The organism is Streptomyces sp. JLBJ103, assembly GCF_058215575.1.
In genome coordinates, this window is record NZ_CM177089.1 from 6,009,596 (window position 1) to 6,027,015 (window position 17,420).

Below are 17,420 nucleotides of genomic sequence, written 5' to 3' on the forward strand. Positions count from 1 at the left end.
TCAGAAATATGCGCCCGACGCATTCTTGCCCGATGCGGGTCCGCGAGCGCTCCTAAGATAAGGGTGGGCGGCATCCACGACAAGTGGGAACGAGTATTTCCCGGGCAAGATATTTTTCGCCCGTCGCACCGGTGAAGAGGCGGACCGGAGAAGGAATCAGAACAGCGGCTGCGGCAGAACGCCTTCCAGTGCCAGAAGTGCGCGTTTGTGCGTTTGGTCTCCAGCCCACCGCCGAAGCCGCCGATTCCGCCGTCGCTCTCGACAACCCGATGACAGGCGACCACGACCGGCAGCGGGTTGCCGCCCATGGCCATACCGACGGCGCGGGCGGCGCCCGGTTCACCCACCCGGTCCGCGAGGTCCTGATAGCCCACCACCGTGCCGTACGGCACGCCGTCGGCCAGCTCACGCAGCACCCGGCGGTTGAAGCCCGTGGTCAGCGACCAGTCCAGGGGGACGGTGAACTCCTTGAGATCACCCGCGAAATAGCCCTCCAGCTGCCGGACCGCCTCCGCGAGAGCCGCGGCGCGGTGCGGCGCGGGCGCGGGTCCGGTGCCCAGCCGGCGGGTGAGCCGCGAGACGGCCTCGGCGGCCGTCTTCGCGTCGGCGTGGAAGGCCACCAGGGCCAGCCCCTGGTCGGTGGCCGCGAGCAGCAGCGGACCGATGGGGGTGTCCAGCACCTCCCAGGACCAGGCACGTATCTCCGGCGCACGCATGTCCGGCCGCGCCTGGGCCTCCCGCTCGGGGGCCTGCTGCTCCGGGGTGTCCCGCTCTGCGCTCGTCACGGTTCCAGCGTAGGCGGGGGCACCGACAGCGCCCCGGCAGCCGGTCGGCCGCCGGGGCGCTCCCCCACACTAGGGTCCGTCGTCGAAGGGGGCGTCCGGCCGCGAGCGGCGTCTGGTGCGGTAGATCGCAAGGCGGAGGATCGTCCTCGTACTGGGCGTACTCGGGCGACTCCGACAACGCGGCGAGGTGCCGTGCCAGGCGTCGGGAGCAGGGCGGTCCCTTTGACGACGGGCCCTAAAGGCCCGGTCACGGGCCCGCGAACAGACGGGTCAGTCGAGGTCGTCCAGGGCGTCCCGGATCACATCGGGCTTGTTGGTGATGATGCCGTCCACCCCCATCCCCGCGACCGAGACCGCCGACGGACCGTCGTTCACGGTCCAGGTGAAGACCTCCAGCGGACGCCCGTGCGGGCCGCACACCGCATGGACCGCGGCCACGTACCCGGTGTCGATGGTCCGGTAGCTCGGATTGATCTGGTCGGCGAACTCCGCGTACTGCGGCAGGTCTTCGACGGCGGGGGTGCCCAGATAGCCGGTGGTGACGTCCGGCCGCAGCCCGTGGACCGTCCGCAGGGAGGTCGCGTTGAAGCTCTGGACGATCAGCCGCTTCCGGTGCTTGCCGTCGAGCCAGCCTTCGTGCCGCAGCTCCCGCAGGGTCTGGCGCTCGATGCCGGGGTAGAGCTCGGGGGCCTTGAGCTCCAGCAGGAGCTTCTGGTGGTTGTCCGAAACCCGGTCCATGTACTCCTCGAGGGTGGGTACGGTCTCGCCCGCGAACTGGGAGCTGAACCAGCTTCCGGCGTCCAGCTTCTCGATCTCGTCGAGGGTGAAGTCGGAGATCTTCCAGGGCGCGCGGTCCGGGAAGACCTGCTCGGCGTTGGTGGTCCGGTCGAGGGTGGTGTCGTGCATGATGACCAGCTCGCCGTCCTTGGTGCGCTGGACGTCGTTCTCCACCCAGTCGATGCCGAGCTCGTCGGCCGCGTCGACGGCGGCGAGGGTGTTCTCGGGGGCGTAGGCGGAGGCGCCCCGATGCGCCACGGTGGTCGTGTGGTGGTGCGGATGACCGGTGGCCTCGGCCGTGGTCATGGGGAGGAGGAAGAGCGCGGACATACCCAGGAGCGCGCCGGTTAACGCGGCGGCAGGACGGATCTGCATACGGACTCCTCGCGTCGTGTGACTCGCGCATGGCTCGCGAACGGCCAGAGGGTCCCAGACGCGCGGCCCCGGGGATAGGTATCGAATGGGGGAAAAGTCCGCCGGGGGAACAGTCCGCGCCCCCCGCTCAGCCTCGTGGGCGCTCGAATGTGACAAGCAGCCCCTCCACCGCGCCCGGTCCGACCCGGCCCTTCACATCCGCGCTCGTTATCGCCTTCACCCGCCAGCCGTCGGCCGCGTACTTGTTCAGCAGATCCTCGACCTTGTCGGCCGACATCTTGCCGCCGATCAGACCCTCACGGATCTGGATCACCTTGTACTCGTACATGATCGATTCCCTTCGCTCCGGTGTCGTCAGGGGCCGTCCGCAGGCCAGGGGAACCGGCCGGGAGCCCGTCCGGGCCAGGCTACGGGGCGGCTGCCGGGGCGACCGGGCCAAGACGCCGCTCACGGCCGGACGCCCCCTGTGAAGACGGACCCTAGTTGTCGGTGGCGAGTCGTACCGTGGGTGACATGCGGCCCGTAACCCAGATCGAACGCAAGGTGGCGCCCTTCGAGGTCGTCAGCCCGTTTCAGCCCAGCGGTGACCAGCCCACCGCCATCACCGACCTCGACCGGCGCATCCGGGCCGGTGAGAGGGACGTCGTGCTCCTCGGCGCGACCGGCACCGGAAAGTCCGCCACCACCGCGTGGATGATCGAGAAGCTCCAGCGGCCGACGCTCGTCATGGCGCCCAACAAGACGCTGGCCGCCCAGCTGGCCAATGAGTTCCGCGAGCTCCTGCCGAACAACGCGGTGGAGTACTTCGTCTCGTACTACGACTACTACCAGCCCGAGGCGTACGTTCCGCAGTCGGACACCTACATCGAGAAGGACTCCTCGATCAACGAGGAGGTGGAGCGGCTGCGCCACTCCGCCACCAATTCGCTGCTGACCCGGCGCGATGTGGTGGTCGTGGCCTCCGTCTCCTGCATCTACGGCCTGGGCACCCCGCAGGAGTACGTGGACCGCATGGTGCCGCTCAAGGTCGGCCAGGAGACCGACCGCGACCAGCTGCTGCGCCGCTTCGTCGACATCCAGTACACGCGTAACGACATGGCGTTCACCCGGGGCACCTTCCGGGTCCGCGGCGACACCATCGAGATCTTCCCGGTCTACGAGGAGCTCGCGGTCCGCATCGAGATGTTCGGCGACGAGATCGAGGCGCTCTCCACCCTCCACCCGCTCACCGGCGAGGTCATCAGCGACGACCAGGAGCTGTATGTCTTCCCCGCCAGCCACTACGTGGCCGGTCCCGAGCGCATGGAGAAGGCGATCTCCGGGATCGAGACCGAGCTGGAGGAGACCCTCGCCCGGATGGAGAAGCAGGGCAAGCTGCTGGAGGCCCAGCGGCTGCGGATGCGCACCACCTACGACATCGAGATGATGCGCCAGATCGGCACCTGCTCCGGTATCGAGAACTACTCGCTGCATATCGACGGCCGTGAGTCCGGGACCCCGCCGCACACCCTGCTCGACTACTTTCCGGAGGACTTCCTCCTGGTCATCGACGAGTCCCATGTCACCGTGCCGCAGATCGGCGCGATGTACGAGGGCGACGCCTCCCGTAAGCGCACCCTGATCGAGCACGGCTTCCGGCTGCCCTCCGCGCTCGACAACCGCCCGCTGAAATGGGAGGAGTTCCTCGAGCGGGTGGGACAGACGGTCTATCTCTCCGCCACTCCCGGCCCGTACGAGCTCTCCCGCTCCGACGGCTTCGTGGAGCAGATCATCCGGCCGACCGGCCTCGTCGACCCCGAGGTCGTCGTCAAGCCCACCGAGGGACAGATCGACGATCTGATCCATGAGATCCGCACCCGCACCGAGAAGGACGAGCGCGTCCTCGTCACCACCCTCACCAAGAAGATGGCCGAGGACCTCACCGACTACATGCTCGAACTGGGCATCCAGGTGCGGTATCTGCACAGCGACGTGGACACCCTGCGCCGGGTGGAGCTGCTGCGCGAGCTGCGCGCCGGCGAGTACGACGTGCTGGTGGGCATCAACCTGCTGCGGGAGGGCCTGGACCTGCCGGAAGTGTCGCTGGTCGCCATCCTCGACGCCGACAAGGAGGGCTTCCTGCGCTCCGGCACCTCGCTGATCCAGACCATCGGCCGGGCCGCGCGCAATGTCTCGGGCCAGGTCCATATGTACGCCGACAAGGTCACCCCCGCGATGGAGAAGGCCATCGAGGAGACCAACCGCCGCCGCGCCAAGCAGATCGCGTACAACACCGAGCGCGGAATCGATCCGCAGCCGCTGCGCAAGAGGATCGGCGACATCGTGGCCACCCTGGCCCGCGAGGAGATCGACACCAAGGAGCTGCTGGGCACCGGCTACCGCAAGCAGGACCAGGGCAAGGGCAAGGCGCCGGTGCCCGCCCTGGGCGCGCAGAAGGCAGGCAGGAAGGGCGGCAAGGCGGCCGCGGGCAAGGAGGGGGCACTGACCGACCGTCCCGCCGCCGAACTGGCCGAGCTGATCGAGGAGATGACCGACCGGATGCGGGCCGCGGCGGCGGAGCTCCAGTTCGAGGTCGCGGCCCGGTTGCGGGACGAGGTGGGGGAGTTGAAGAAGGAGCTGCGGCAGATGAAGGAGGCCGGGCTCTCCTGACCCGCCCCGGCCCCCCCCGGGGCACACCGGCTTCCTCCGGTGTGCCCCGTCCGTGCCCCGCACCGCGCCCTGCCGTGCCCGCACCGTGTCCCCATTGCCCGTCCCCGCCATGCCACCCCGCTGTGTTGCAAGAGCGACACAAAAGCCGCCCGTCCGGCTGGACTCCCGGCACCAGTGCATAGGGTTTTCGCAGGGCCGCACAGCCGGGCGGTCCGGGGCCGCGCCCTGCGCAGGCCACGGGGAATTTCGAGAGACGAGAGTAGGGACGGCACGTGACGGTCAACATGTCCAAGGGTCAGGCCATCAGCCTGCAAAAGGCCGACGGGGGCACCCTGACCGCGGTGCGGATGGGGCTGGGCTGGCAGGCGGCGCCCCGCCGCGGGCTGTTCGGATCACGTACGCGGGAGATCGACCTCGACGCTTCGGCGGTGCTCTTCGCCGACCAGCAGCCCACCGACGTCGTGTTCTTCCGTCACCTGGTGAGCGACGACGGCTCGGTGCGCCACACCGGTGACAACCTGGTCGGTGGCGCGGGCCAGGGCGGCGACGACGAGGCGATCCTGGTCGACCTCCAGCGCGTTCCGGTGCACATCAACCAGATCATCTTCACGGTGAACTCCTTCACCGGCCAGACCTTCGCCGAGGTGCAGAACGCGTTCTGCCGTCTGGTGGACGAGACCAACGGCCAGGAGCTGGCGCGCTACACCCTCACCGGCGGCGGTCAGTACACCGCGCAGATCATGGCCAAGGTGCAGCGCGTGGGCAATGGCTGGGAGATGAAGGCGGTGGGTGAGCCCGCCAACGGCCGTACCTTCCAGGACCTGATGCCGCACATCCTGCCGCATCTGTAAGACGCCGCTGTCCGTCGGCCCGGTGGCGCATCCGCCCGCCGGGCCGATGTGTTCGGCGCCCGCAACACCCGCACCGCAGCAGACACATCCGTACGCATGACGCACACAACGGAACACAACGAGGGGACGCAGCGATGACGGCCGAGCTGGTGCGGGGGCAGAACCACCCTCTGCCCCAGACCCGTTTGGAGATCCGGATCTCGGCGGGCAATCCGATCGTGGCCGGGGCGACACTCGGCGATGAACAGGGCACGGTGCACGGGGCGGAGTGGGTCGCCCACCCCGCCTCGCCGCAGCTGCCCGGTATCGAGGTGTCCAAGCAGGCCGCGGCGGACCACCGGCTCGCCGTCGACCTCGGCGCGCTGCCCGAGAGCGTCCACCGGGTCACCGTGCTGCTCGCGCTGCCGACCGGCGTCGGCGGCCCGGCCCGGTTCGGCTCCCTGGCCGCCCCATTCGCGGCCGTCACCGGGCTCGACGGCGCCGAGGTGGCCAGCTACACCATCACCGGCCTGGAGGCGGAGTCCGCGGTGGTCGCGCTGGAGCTGTACCGCAGGCAGGGCGCCTGGAAGGTACGCGCCGTCGGCCAGGGGTACGCGGGCGGGCTCGCCGCGATGCTCCAGGACCAGGGGCTGCCGCAGGCCGCCGAACTCGCCGCGGAGATCAACGAGGCGGTGGCCCGGGGCATGGCCCGCTCGGTCGCCCAGCCCCCGCCCCGCCCCGGGGACGACGGACGGGTGCGGACCGCCACCGCGGGCGGCAGTTCCGAGCCCGCGCCGGTTCCCGCCCAGCCGCAGAGCCCGGCGCAGCCGCAGACCCCGGCCGCGTCCGGCTCCGGCGGGCCGGTCAACTACCAGCACCCCGGTCGCCGTACGGCCAGCCCGCCCACCCCGCCCCCGGCCGTACCGCCCGCCGCGCCCGGCCGGCCGCCCCAGCCGGTCGCGGGCGACGCCTCCGGCTGGACCATGGACGAGCGGCTCTACAACCAGGTCTGGGGGATGTTCGAGGACCTGGCCCGCACCACTGCCGCCTACCGCAGCGCCGTGGACTTCGCGGACTCCAGGATGGAACAGGAGCTGGACCGGGTGCTCTCCGATCCGCGCTCCCGGATCGGCGCCGCCGCCGACACCGCCCGCGCGGAGGCCCGCGCCAAGCACACCGCTCTGGTGGACCAGGCCCGCACCGCCCTCGACCGCGACCTGGCGCAGCTCGCCGCCGAGGCCGAGGTGGTCGAGCCCGCGCTGCCACCCGCGTACGCCCGCTGGGGCAGCCCGGTCTGGCAGGGCTACCAGGTGCCGATGGAGATCCCGATGGCGCTGCGCCTGGGCGATCTGCACCTTCCCGAGCGCACCGAGCTGCGGATCCCCATGCTGGTGCGGCTGCCGCTGGAGCGCGGGCTGTGGATCGACGCCGGGCGGACCGGCTCGCCCGAGGGGGCGCTGCTGGACTCCGGGGGCCTGCGCAAGCTGGCCTCGGACACCGCGGTGGCCATCGCCGCCCGGCTGATGGCCGTCTATCCGGTGGGGGAGTTCCAGCTGCATGTGATCGACCCGGCCGGTTCGGCCTCGGCCTCGTACGCCCCGCTGCTGGAGTCGGGCGCGCTGCGGGCGCCCGCGGCCGGAGCCCCGGGCGTGACCTCGACGCTCGCCGCGCTGACGCGCCGGGTGGACCTGGTGCAGATGGCGGTGCGCAGCGGTGCCACGGACGCGCTGCCGCCGGATGTGGACACCGCCGAACAGCTGCTGATCGTCCATGACTTCCCGCACGGCTTCGACGACCGCGCCGTGACCCAGCTGCGGTATCTGGCGGACGAGGGGCCCTCGGTGGGCGTGCATCTGATGATGGTCGCCGACCGTGACGACGCACGGGGGTACGGGCCGGTGCTGGACCCGCTGTGGCGCTCGCTGCTGCGGATCACCCCGGTCGCCGACGACCATCTCGCCGACCCCTGGGTGGGGCACGCCTGGACCTACGAGCCGTCGCTGGCCCCGGCGGGCAGCCAGGTGCTGTGGCAGGTGATGGGGCAGGTGGCCCGCGCCCGGGAGGCATACGGCAGGTAGGGCGCGCGGCGCTCCGCCAGAGCACCCGCGGTGGCCGGTGATCCGGTCACCGCGGGTGCTCTTTGGACTGCGTAATGCATTGGTAAACCTCTCTGACCTGGGCGTTTATCTTTTTCTTTACTCTTCCATGGGTATTCCTGTACTCTCTTCCGTGCGGAGGGGAGTACTCCCACGCGGTGTTCCCGTCAATACGGATCACGGTCGGCTTCCTGTGAGGCCGGACAAGATCCCGGGGCATCGGCCCGAGCGGATGCGCGGGCGGAAGAGACCTCCGGCAGCGACACGCTGAAACTGCCGCATACATGCCGGAGGAACAGTGGATATCTCCCTGACCGTGTGGGCACTGACCATCGCCGGTCTCAGTGCCCTCATCGCCGTCGACTTCTTCATCGGCGGCCGCAAGCCGCATGAGGTCTCCCTCAAGGAGGCCGGGATCTGGACCGCCGTCTGGGTCGTCCTCGCCGGGCTCTTCGGCCTCGGCCTGCTGTTCTTCGGAGGCGGTCAGCCCGCCGGGGAGTTCTTCGCGGGCTTCATCACCGAGAAGTCGCTGAGCGTCGACAACCTCTTCGTCTTCGTCCTGATCATGGCGAAGTTCGCGGTGCCGACGATCTATCAGCAGCGGGTGCTGATGGTCGGTGTGCTGATCGCGCTGGTGCTGCGCGCGGTCTTCATCGCCGGAGGCGCGGCGATCATCTCCAACTTCTCCTGGGTCTTCTACCTCTTCGGCGCCTTCCTCATCTGGACGGCCTGGAAGCTCATCCAGGAGGCGCGATCCGGTGAGGAGGAAGAGGAGTTCGAGGAGAACCGCCTGCTGAAGGCGGTCGAGCGGCGCTTCCCGTCCACCGACAAGTACCACGGCACCAAGCTGTTCATCGTGGAGAACGGCAAGCGGCTGATGACCCCGATGCTGGTCGTCATGCTGGCGATCGGCACCACGGACGTCCTGTTCGCCCTGGACTCGATACCCGCGATCTTCGGCCTCACCCAGGACCCGTACATCGTCTTCACCGCCAACGCCTTCGCCCTGATGGGTCTGCGCCAGCTGTACTTCCTCATCGGCGGACTGCTCAAGAAGCTGGTCCACCTCTCGTACGGGCTGTCGGTCATCCTCGGCTTCATCGGTGTGAAGCTGGTGCTGCACGCGCTGCACGAGTCCGGGGTGCACGTCCCCGAGATCAGCATCCCGGTCTCGCTGGGCGTCATCTGCGCGGTGCTCGCGGTCACCACGGTCACCAGCCTCTACGCCTCGAAGAAGCAGGCCGCGGCGGAGGCCGGAGCCACGGCCGAGGACCCGAAGCCCGCGGTCGCGGCCGAGGACCCGAAGCGGGAGAAGGACAGCGTGGACATCTGACCCACGCGGGGGCGTGAACCATCCCGCACGCCCCCGTCCGACTCCCCCGCCAGGCGCGCAACTCCGACGCACCGGTGCGGGCGCCCCGCCCGGCGCCCACTCCGACGCACCCGGTGCGCGCGCCCGGGACAGGCGCCCCCTCCATCAGGCGGGCGCCTCTCCTGTCTCCAGGGGCCGTACGGCCGGCCGCCCCTCCGGGGGACGGTCGGCCGTCGGCCGGGTCTCGGGCAGCAGCGCGAAACAGCCCAGGCTGAGCAGTGCGACCGCGGTCAGATACCCGGCCACGCCCCACGGCGGGCCGTCGCCGCGCGACAGCGCCGTCGCCACCACCGGGGTGAGCGCCCCGCCCAGCACACCCCCGAGGTTGTAGCCGACCGCGGCACCCGTGCAGCGCACCCGCGCCGCGTACAGCTCTGGCAGATACGCCGAGATCACCGCGAACATGCTGATGAAGCAGAGCAGCGCCACCGCGAACGCCAGGAACATCAGCGGCGGCTCCCCGGTGCGCAGCAGCGCGATCATCGGGAACATCCACACCATCGTGGCCGCGCAGCCCGTCAGACACATCGGCCGGCGTCCGAAGCGGTCGCCGAGATGAGCCGCCAGCGGGGTCAAGGCGCCCAACACCGCCACCGCCCCCATGATGCAGCCCAGCATCACCGTACGGTCCACGCCGAGCTCTTCCGTGCCGTACACCAGCGACCAGGTGGTGACCGCGTAGAAGACGGCGTAGCCGACCGCCAGCCCGCCCGCGGTGAGCAGCACCAGCCGCCAGTGGCCGCGCACCACCTCGGCCAGCGGCGCGGTGGCCCGCTCGCCCTGCTCGGCCAGCTCCCGGAAGCGCGGGGTCTCGGTCAGCCGCGTACGCAGCAGCAGCCCGGCGCCCGCCAGCACCCCCGCGGCCCAGAACGGCACCCGCCATCCCCAGGAGCGGAACGAGGCATCGCTCAGCCCCGCCGACAGGGCCAGCATGGTCCCGTTGGCCAGCAGAAACCCGATGGACGGGCCGATCTGCGGAAAGCCCGACCACAGCCCGCGCCGCCGCGCGGGCGCGTGCTCGGCGGTCAGCAGCACCGCACCGCCCCATTCGCCGCCGACGCCGAGCCCCTGGAGGAAGCGCAGGACCAGCAGCAGCGCCGGGGCGGCGATCCCGATGGAGTCGTACGTGGGCACAAAGCCCACCGCGACCGTGGCCAGACCGGTCAGCAGCAGCGAGGCGACCAGGACCGGCCGCCGCCCGTGGCGGTCCCCGATCGGCCCGAAGAGCAGGGAGCCGAGCGGCCGCGCGATGAAGCCGACGGCGAAGGTGGAGAAGGCGGCGAGAGTCCCGGCCAGCGGCGAGAAGGTGGGGAAGAACAGCGGGCCGAGGACGAGGGCCGCGGCCGTGCCGTAGGCGAAGAAGTCGTAGAACTCGATCGCGGTACCGGCCAGGGCCGCGGCCGCGAGTCGGGCCAGGGACGGGGAGCGGTCAGGGTGCATGCCGCGCCAACCCCGGCCGCCCTCCAGCGGTTACGGGGCGCACGGCAGGCGTGCGGAGGGGTAGGGGGCTCCGGTGGCGCGTGGGGGTCGCTACCAGCCGCGCGTGCGCCATTCGCCCAGCTGCGGGCGCTCGGCGCCGAGCGTGGTGTCGTCACCGTGGCCGGGGTAGACCCAGGTCTCGTCCGGCAGCCGGTCGAAGAGCTTGGTCTCGACGTCGTTGATCAGGCTCTCGAACGCCTTCGGGTCCTTGTGGGTGTTGCCGACCCCGCCGGGGAAGAGGCAGTCACCGGTGAACACATGGGGGTGGCCGTGCGGGTCGTCGTAGACCAGCGCGATGCTGCCCGGGGTGTGGCCGACCAGATGGCGGGCGGTCAGCTCGACCCGGCCGACGCGCAGCGTATCGCCGTCCTCCACCAGGACATCGGTGGGCACCGGGATGCCCTCCGCGTCGTAGCGGCCCGCGTAGGTACGGGCGCCGGTGGCCTCCCGCACCTCGCGCAGCGCGCCCCAGTGGTCCTGGTGGCGGTGGGTGGTGACCACGGACGCGATGCCGCTGTCGCCGATGAGGGAGAGCAGGGTGCGCGGCTCGGCCGCGGCGTCGATCAGCAGCTGCTCGTCGGTGGCCCGGCAGCGCAGCAGATAGGCGTTGTTGTGCATGGGTCCGACCGCGACCTTCGAGATCATGAGATCGGTCAGTTCGTGCACATCCGCCGGTCCGCCGACCGTCACCGCTCCGCTGTAGGTCATGGCCTCAAGCCTAGGCCCTGTCCGGCGGCGGGAGTACGGGCAGGGGGCCGCCCCGGCGGACCGGATCCGGGCCGGGAACGGTCAGCCGCGGCGGGGGAATACCGGGGTGCCCCGCGAACCTTGAAGAAGTGAGGACGTCGGGCCGGCGCTCGACGAATCGGTCGGCGGATCCGCCGCGGTGTCCGCCACGGTGCGGCCGACGGCGGCGCCCCGTGCGTAGTCGATCATGTCCCGACCGTAGTGCGGGCTACACGATCGGGTGAACCCGGCTCACCAGTCCCGCAAATCGAATGTGCGTGCTATAGGCTCGGTGTGCTGCATCCTTAAGACACCATCCTTAAGACACCGCCGTGGCGCCCCCATACTCTTGGTCTGGGGGCTTCGCTCCGCTCCGTTCCTGCTTGTCGGCAGGGAGCCCCGGGAGCGGGCCCGGCGCACCCACCTCTCTCAAGAAAGGTGCCGACCGGCGTGGCCGACCGTCTCATCGTCCGTGGCGCTCGTGAGCACAACCTCAAGAACGTCTCGCTCGACCTCCCGCGTGACTCGCTCATCGTCTTCACCGGTCTGTCCGGGTCGGGCAAGTCGTCCCTCGCGTTCGACACGATCTTCGCCGAGGGGCAGCGCCGCTACGTCGAGTCGCTCTCCTCCTACGCCCGTCAGTTCCTGGGCCAGATGGACAAGCCCGATGTGGACTTCATCGAGGGCCTGTCCCCGGCGGTGTCCATCGACCAGAAGTCCACCTCGCGCAATCCGCGCTCCACGGTCGGCACCATCACCGAGGTCTACGACTACCTCCGGCTGCTGTTCGCCCGGATCGGCAAGCCGCACTGCCCCGAGTGCGGCCGTCCGATCGCCCGCCAGTCACCGCAGGCGATCGTGGACCGGGTGCTGGAGCTGCCCGAGGGCAGCCGCTTCCAGGTGCTCTCCCCGCTGGTGCGCGAGCGCAAGGGGGAGTTCGTCGACCTCTTCTCCGACCTTCAGGCCAAGGGATACAGCCGGGCCCGGGTGGACGGCACCACCGTCCATCTGTCCGACCCGCCGAAGCTGAAGAAGCAGGAGAAGCACACCATCGAGGTGGTCATCGACCGCCTCACCGTCAAGGACAGCGCCAAGCGGCGGCTGACGGACTCGGTGGAGACCGCGCTCGGGCTCTCCGGCGGCATGGTGATCCTCGACTTCGTGGATCTCGATGAGGACGACCCGCAGCGTGAGCGGATGTTCTCCGAGCACCTCTACTGCCCGTACGACGACCTGTCCTTCGAGGAGCTGGAGCCGCGCTCCTTCTCCTTCAACTCACCGTTCGGCGCCTGCCCGGAGTGCACCGGTATCGGCACCCGGATGGAGGTCGACCCCGAGCTGATCATCCCGGACGAGGAGAAGTCGCTCGACGAGGGCGCCATCCACCCCTGGTCCCACGGTCACACCAAGGACTACTTCGGGCGGCTGGTCGGCGCGCTCGCCGACGCGCTCGGCTTCCGTACCGACATCCCCTGGGCCGGGCTGCCGCAGCGCGCCAAGAAGGCGCTGCTCAACGGGCACAAGACCCAGATCGAGGTCCGCTACCGCAATCGCTACGGCCGTCAGCGCGCCTACACCACCGCCTTCGAAGGGGCGGTGCCCTTCGTCAAGCGGCGCCACTCTGAGGCGGAGAGCGACTCCAGCCGGGAGCGGTTCGAGGGCTATATGCGCGAGGTGCCCTGCCCCACCTGTGAGGGCACCCGGCTCAAGCCGATCGTCCTCGCGGTCACCGTGCAGGGCCGGTCCATCGCGGAGGTCTCCGCGATGTCGATCAGCGACTGCGCCGAGTTCCTGCGGAACATGAAGCTCACCGCCCGTGAGAAGACCATCGCCGAGCGGGTGCTCAAGGAGGTCAACGAGCGGCTGCGGTTCCTGGTCGACGTCGGCCTGGACTACCTCTCGCTGAACCGCGCGGCGGGCACCCTCTCCGGTGGCGAGGCCCAGCGTATCCGGCTGGCCACCCAGATCGGCTCGGGTCTGGTCGGTGTGCTCTATGTGCTGGACGAGCCCTCGATCGGGCTGCACCAGCGTGACAACCACCGGCTGATCGAGACGCTGGTGCGGCTGCGCGACCTCGGTAACACCCTGATCGTGGTGGAGCACGACGAGGACACCATCAAGACCTCGGACTGGGTGGTGGACATCGGTCCGGGCGCCGGTGAGCACGGCGGCAAGGTGGTCCACAGCGGGCCGCTGAGCGAGTTGCTGGTCAACAAGGAGTCGATGACCGGCCACTATCTGTCCGGCAAGAAGGCCATCGCGCTGCCCGCGATGCGGCGGCCGGTGGACCCCAAGCGGCAGCTGACGGTCCATGGCGCCCGGGAGAACAACCTCCAGGACATCGATGTGTCCTTCCCGCTCGGGGTGCTCACCGCGGTCACCGGCGTCTCGGGCTCGGGTAAGTCCACCCTGGTCAACGACATCCTCTACACCCATCTGGCCCGTGAGCTGAACGGCGCGCGGGCGGTTCCCGGGCGGCACACCCGGGTCGCCGGTGACGATCTGGTCGACAAGGTGGTGCATGTCGACCAGTCACCGATCGGCCGCACCCCGCGCTCCAACCCGGCCACGTACACCGGTGTCTTCGACCATGTGCGCAAGCTGTTCGCCGAGACGATGGAGGCGAAGGTGCGCGGCTATCTGCCGGGCCGCTTCTCCTTCAACGTCAAGGGCGGCCGCTGCGAGAACTGCTCCGGTGACGGCACCATCAAGATCGAGATGAACTTCCTGCCGGATGTGTATGTGCCGTGCGAGGTCTGCCACGGCGCGCGCTACAACCGGGAGACCCTCGAGGTGCACTACAAGGGCAAGTCCATCGCCGAGGTGCTGGACATGCCCATCGAGGAGGCGCTCGACTTCTTCGAGGCGGTGCCTACGATCAGCCGCCATCTGCGCACGCTCAATGAGGTGGGGCTCGGCTACGTCCGGCTGGGGCAGCCCGCGCCGACCCTCTCCGGTGGTGAGGCCCAGCGCGTCAAGCTGGCCAGCGAGCTCCAGAAGCGGTCCACCGGGCGCACCGTCTATGTGCTCGACGAGCCGACCACCGGTCTGCACTTCGAGGACATCAGCAAACTGATCACCGTGCTCTCCGGACTGGTCGACAAGGGCAATACGGTGATCGTCATCGAGCACAACCTCGATGTGATCAAGACGGCCGACTGGGTGGTGGACATGGGCCCCGAGGGTGGCAGCGGCGGTGGTCTGGTGATCGCCGAGGGCACCCCGGAGAACGTGGCCTCCGTCCCGGCCAGCCACACCGGGAAGTTCCTGCGGGACATGCTGGGCGAGCGGGTGAGCGACGCGATGGTGCCCGCGGCGCGCAACGGCGGCAAGAGCGGCGGTACCGCGAAGAAGACCGTGGCCAAGAAGGCGCCCGCCAAGACGGCGGCGAAGACGGCCGCCAAGAAGACCGCTGCCAAGAAGACCACCGCCAAGAAGACGGTGGCGGCGAAGAAGGCGGCCGGCAGATAGCGAGATGAGCCGTGGCCCGGCCGGCCGTGCTGAACGGCGGGCCGGGCCACGGGTGTTGGGGCTCACCGGGGCCCCGGGGGCGGCGTCAGGTCAGCTCGGCGGCGTAGGGCGGTTCGGCACCCGGGCGTGAGCAGGTGATCGCGGCGGCCCGCGCCGCGAAGCCCAGCACATCCCGCCAGGCCGCCTCGTCCAGCTTGGCGAGCGCGGGCGCCGACAGCGCGTGATGCGCCGCGAGCCGGTGGAGCAGCGCGGCGTTCACGGTGTCGCCCGCGCCGATGGTGTCCACGATCTCCACCCGCTCACCCGGTACCGCGCAGCCACTGCCGTCCTGGCGCCGCACACTGATCCCGTCCCCGCCATGAGTCAGCACCACCGCGGCCGGACCCGCCGCCAGCCACTCCCGTACGGCCGCGTCCACATCATCGGTGCCCGCCAGCCAGGCCGCGTCCTCGACCGACAGCTTCAGCAGCCCGACATACGGCAGCCAGCCGCGGAAGCGCGCCCGGTAGGCGTCCGCGTCCGCGATCAGACCGGTGCGGATATTGGGATCCAGCGCCGTGAAGACCCCGCGCTCCGCCTCACGCCGCAGCAGCGCCTCGTACGCGCTGGCGCCCGGCTCCAGCACCAGCGAACAGGTGCCCAGCGACAGAGCGGTGACCCCGTCGGGCAGCGCCCCGGGCAGCTCGAACAGCCGGTCCGCGGTGCCCTCGACATAGAAGCCGTATCCCGCCGAGCCATCGGCGCTGATGGAGGCGACCGCGAGAGTGGTGGGCTCCGGGCCGCGCTGCACCAGCGCGGTGTCCACCCCGTCCGCCCGCAGCCCGGACAGCAGCGCCTCACCGAAGCTGTCGGTGGACACCCGTGAGCAGAACGCGGTGGGCGAACCCAGCCGCGCCAGCGCCATCGCGGTGTTGTACGGCCCGCCGCCGCGCCGGGGCAGCAGCGCGGGCAGCTCACCACCGGCCGGGGAACCCGGCGGCGTACTACCGGGCGTACCACCGGGCGCAGCACCGGGCACAAGGTCGATCAGGGCTTCTCCGGCGACGACGATCACGGGACGGATCCTTTCCTGGTGCGGACCGGGGGCTCAGGCGGCACAGCCGCAGGAGGTGCGATGGACAAAGGAACAGGGCAGTCGGACGGTCCGGGGCGGCCGCGCCGGGTCCGCCAGCCGGTCGAGCAGCAGCCCCAGCGCGGCACTGCCGATCTCCCGGCTGGGCTGGGCGATCGCGGTGAGCCCGGGGGAGAACACATCGGCCCAGGAGAAGTCGTCGAAGCAGACGAGCGCGATGTCGTCCGGTACGCCGAGACCCGCCGCCCGCAGGGCGCGCAGCGCGCCGATGGTCATGGTGTTGTTCGCGGTGATGATCGCGGTGGGCGGTTCGGGGAGGGCGAGCAGCCGGTGCGTGGCCTCCTCGGCGCCCTGGGCCGCGGAGTGGCCACCGGCCAGCAGCTCCGGTGCGAACGGCAGCCCGCGCGAGCGCAGCCCGGTCCGGTAACCGGCGATCCGCTCGGTGGTGGTGCTCAGCCCCGGTTCCCCGGCGACCAGGCCGATCCGGGTGTGGCCGAGGTCGGCGAGATGGAGGACCAACTGCTCGACCGGGGCGGTGTTCTCGGCGCACACCTGGTCGTGGCTCTCGCTCACCAGCCGGTCGAGGAAGACCGCGGGCACCTCACGCCGGGTCAGATACTCCACCAGCGCCGAGGGCTCGGCGGACGGGGCCACGATCACACCGTCCACCCGCCGCTCATGGAGCAGCTGGACCACCTTGCGCTCATGCGCGGGATCGTCGTGCGGATCGGCGATCAGCAGGCTGTAGCCGTGTTCGAGGGCATGGGACTCGACCCCTTGCAGAATCTCGGTGAAGTACGGATTGCTGATCGCCGAGACGGCCAGTCCGATCGACCGGGTACGCGCGGTGACCAGGGAGCGCGCCAGCGTGTTCGGGGTGTAGCCGAGGGCGTCGATGGCGTCCAGGACCGCCCGGCGGGTGTCCGGGCGCACCGGCCGGGTCTCGTTGAGCACATGCGAGACGGTGGCCACGGACACGCCGGCACGCCGGGCCACATCCGCCATGGTCGTCATCCGCCGTCCCTTTCGCTGTCCCGCGCGGTTGTCGCCGCGCCGCTGTGCTGCCGTGCTGTGCGGTTGTGCAGGGCCGTTGTGCAGGGCCGTTGTGCCGGGCCCACTTGTGCTGCCCGCCGGGGGAACGTACACCAGTCGAGGGCATGACGTAAACGCTTGCGCAAGCGTTTACGCCGCGGTCGGCGCCACCACGGGACCGTGCGACACCGCCACGGGACCGCGGTGGCAAGCTGAGGGATCTGTGCCGGTATCGTCGTTACGCCACGACCCCCCACCAGGAGCCCGCTATGAGCAGCAAGCCCGCCTCCCGACGAACCGTGCTGTGCGGCGCGGCACTGGCCGGTGCCGCGGGCCTCGGAGCCACCGCCTGCTCCACGGGCGGCGCGGGTGCGAAGGCCCCGGTCACCCCCACCGCACCGGTCGACCTCGGTGCGGCGGACGCCGTCCAGCCCGGTGGCGCGAAGATCTACCGCGAGGACCGGGTGGTGGTCGCCCGGGACGCGGACGGTGCGTACACGGCGTTCAGCGCGGTGTGCACGCACGCCGGATGTGTGGTGGACGCGGTCGAGGACGGGAAGATCAGCTGCTCCTGCCACGGCAGCCGGTTCGATGCCCGGACCGGCAAGGTTCTCGAGGGCCCCGCCACCGAGCCGCTGCCCTCCGTCCCGGTCAGGGCCAAGGGCGGGAAGCTCGTCGCGGGCCCGGACGCCTGAACCCCACTGGTTCGTACGCCCCGTACACCCCCGGACCCGCGGCCGGATGCCCCCGGACCCG

12 protein-coding genes and 1 pseudogene are annotated in these 17,420 nt (G+C 70.4%); 6 read left to right on the forward strand and 7 right to left on the reverse strand.

Annotated elements, in window-relative coordinates:
• Nucleotides 1–156 precede the first annotated feature (156 nt).
• The 3 genes and pseudogenes from AC4BEG_RS26585 to AC4BEG_RS26595 form a co-directional block, all read right to left on the reverse strand.
• Nucleotides 157–716 (reverse strand): annotated as a pseudogene (locus tag AC4BEG_RS26585) (methylated-DNA--[protein]-cysteine S-methyltransferase).
• Nucleotides 717–1,055: 339 nt separating this feature from the next.
• Nucleotides 1,056–1,937 (reverse strand): glycerophosphodiester phosphodiesterase, encoded by an 882-nt coding sequence (locus AC4BEG_RS26590; protein ID WP_490702263.1) that lies wholly within the window; start codon nt 1,935–1,937, stop codon nt 1,056–1,058.
• A 127-nt stretch (nt 1,938–2,064) separates the two neighbouring features.
• On the reverse strand, nt 2,065–2,265 hold the full coding sequence (locus AC4BEG_RS26595) for a DUF4177 domain-containing protein (RefSeq protein ID WP_490702264.1): 201 nt from the start codon (nt 2,263–2,265) through the stop codon (nt 2,065–2,067).
• 185 nt (nt 2,266–2,450) lie between these two features.
• Between AC4BEG_RS26595 and uvrB the strand changes: the two genes are divergently transcribed.
• From uvrB to AC4BEG_RS26615, 4 genes are all read left to right on the forward strand, one after another.
• Nucleotides 2,451–4,586: an excinuclease ABC subunit UvrB gene (gene uvrB, locus AC4BEG_RS26600; RefSeq protein WP_490702265.1), complete on the forward strand. Its 2,136-nt coding sequence runs from the start codon at nt 2,451–2,453 to the stop codon at nt 4,584–4,586.
• 272 nt (nt 4,587–4,858) lie between these two features.
• A complete protein-coding gene (locus tag AC4BEG_RS26605; RefSeq protein WP_490702266.1) occupies nt 4,859–5,437 on the forward strand; it encodes a TerD family protein in 579 nt (192 codons plus the stop codon).
• A gap of 134 nt (nt 5,438–5,571) precedes the next feature.
• Nucleotides 5,572–7,494, forward strand: coding sequence for a TerD family protein (locus AC4BEG_RS26610; RefSeq protein WP_490702267.1), 1,923 nt, complete (start codon nt 5,572–5,574; stop codon nt 7,492–7,494).
• Nucleotides 7,495–7,810: 316 nt separating this feature from the next.
• On the forward strand, nt 7,811–8,845 hold the full coding sequence (locus tag AC4BEG_RS26615) for a TerC family protein (RefSeq protein WP_490702268.1): 1,035 nt from the start codon (nt 7,811–7,813) through the stop codon (nt 8,843–8,845).
• Nucleotides 8,846–8,989: 144 nt separating this feature from the next.
• Here AC4BEG_RS26615 and AC4BEG_RS26620 read toward each other — a convergent pair whose 3' ends face one another.
• Complete coding sequence (locus AC4BEG_RS26620) at nt 8,990–10,324, reverse strand: MFS transporter (RefSeq protein WP_490702269.1); 1,335 nt, start codon at nt 10,322–10,324, stop codon at nt 8,990–8,992.
• Between the two features lie 90 nt (nt 10,325–10,414).
• Nucleotides 10,415–11,071, reverse strand: a complete 657-nt coding sequence (locus tag AC4BEG_RS26625) for an MBL fold metallo-hydrolase (RefSeq protein WP_490702270.1) — start codon at nt 11,069–11,071, stop codon at nt 10,415–10,417.
• 468 nt (nt 11,072–11,539) lie between these two features.
• On the opposite strand from AC4BEG_RS26625, the gene uvrA reads away from it, so the two are divergent.
• Complete coding sequence (gene uvrA, locus AC4BEG_RS26630; protein ID WP_490702271.1) at nt 11,540–14,560, forward strand: excinuclease ABC subunit UvrA; 3,021 nt, start codon at nt 11,540–11,542, stop codon at nt 14,558–14,560.
• Nucleotides 14,561–14,645: 85 nt separating this feature from the next.
• Here uvrA and AC4BEG_RS26635 read toward each other — a convergent pair whose 3' ends face one another.
• Nucleotides 14,646–15,614 (reverse strand): carbohydrate kinase family protein, encoded by a 969-nt coding sequence (locus AC4BEG_RS26635; RefSeq protein ID WP_490702272.1) that lies wholly within the window; start codon nt 15,612–15,614, stop codon nt 14,646–14,648.
• Nucleotides 15,615–15,647: 33 nt separating this feature from the next.
• Nucleotides 15,648–16,646 carry a LacI family DNA-binding transcriptional regulator gene (locus AC4BEG_RS26640; protein WP_490702273.1) on the reverse strand — a complete coding sequence of 333 codons (999 nt, stop codon included), beginning with the start codon at nt 16,644–16,646 and terminating at the stop codon, nt 15,648–15,650.
• 287 nt (nt 16,647–16,933) lie between these two features.
• Here AC4BEG_RS26640 and AC4BEG_RS26645 point away from each other — a divergent pair, with 287 nt between their 5' ends.
• Entirely contained in the window at nt 16,934–17,359 is a 426-nt protein-coding gene (locus AC4BEG_RS26645) for a QcrA and Rieske domain-containing protein (RefSeq protein ID WP_490702274.1), read from the forward strand.
• Nucleotides 17,360–17,420 lie beyond the last annotated feature (61 nt).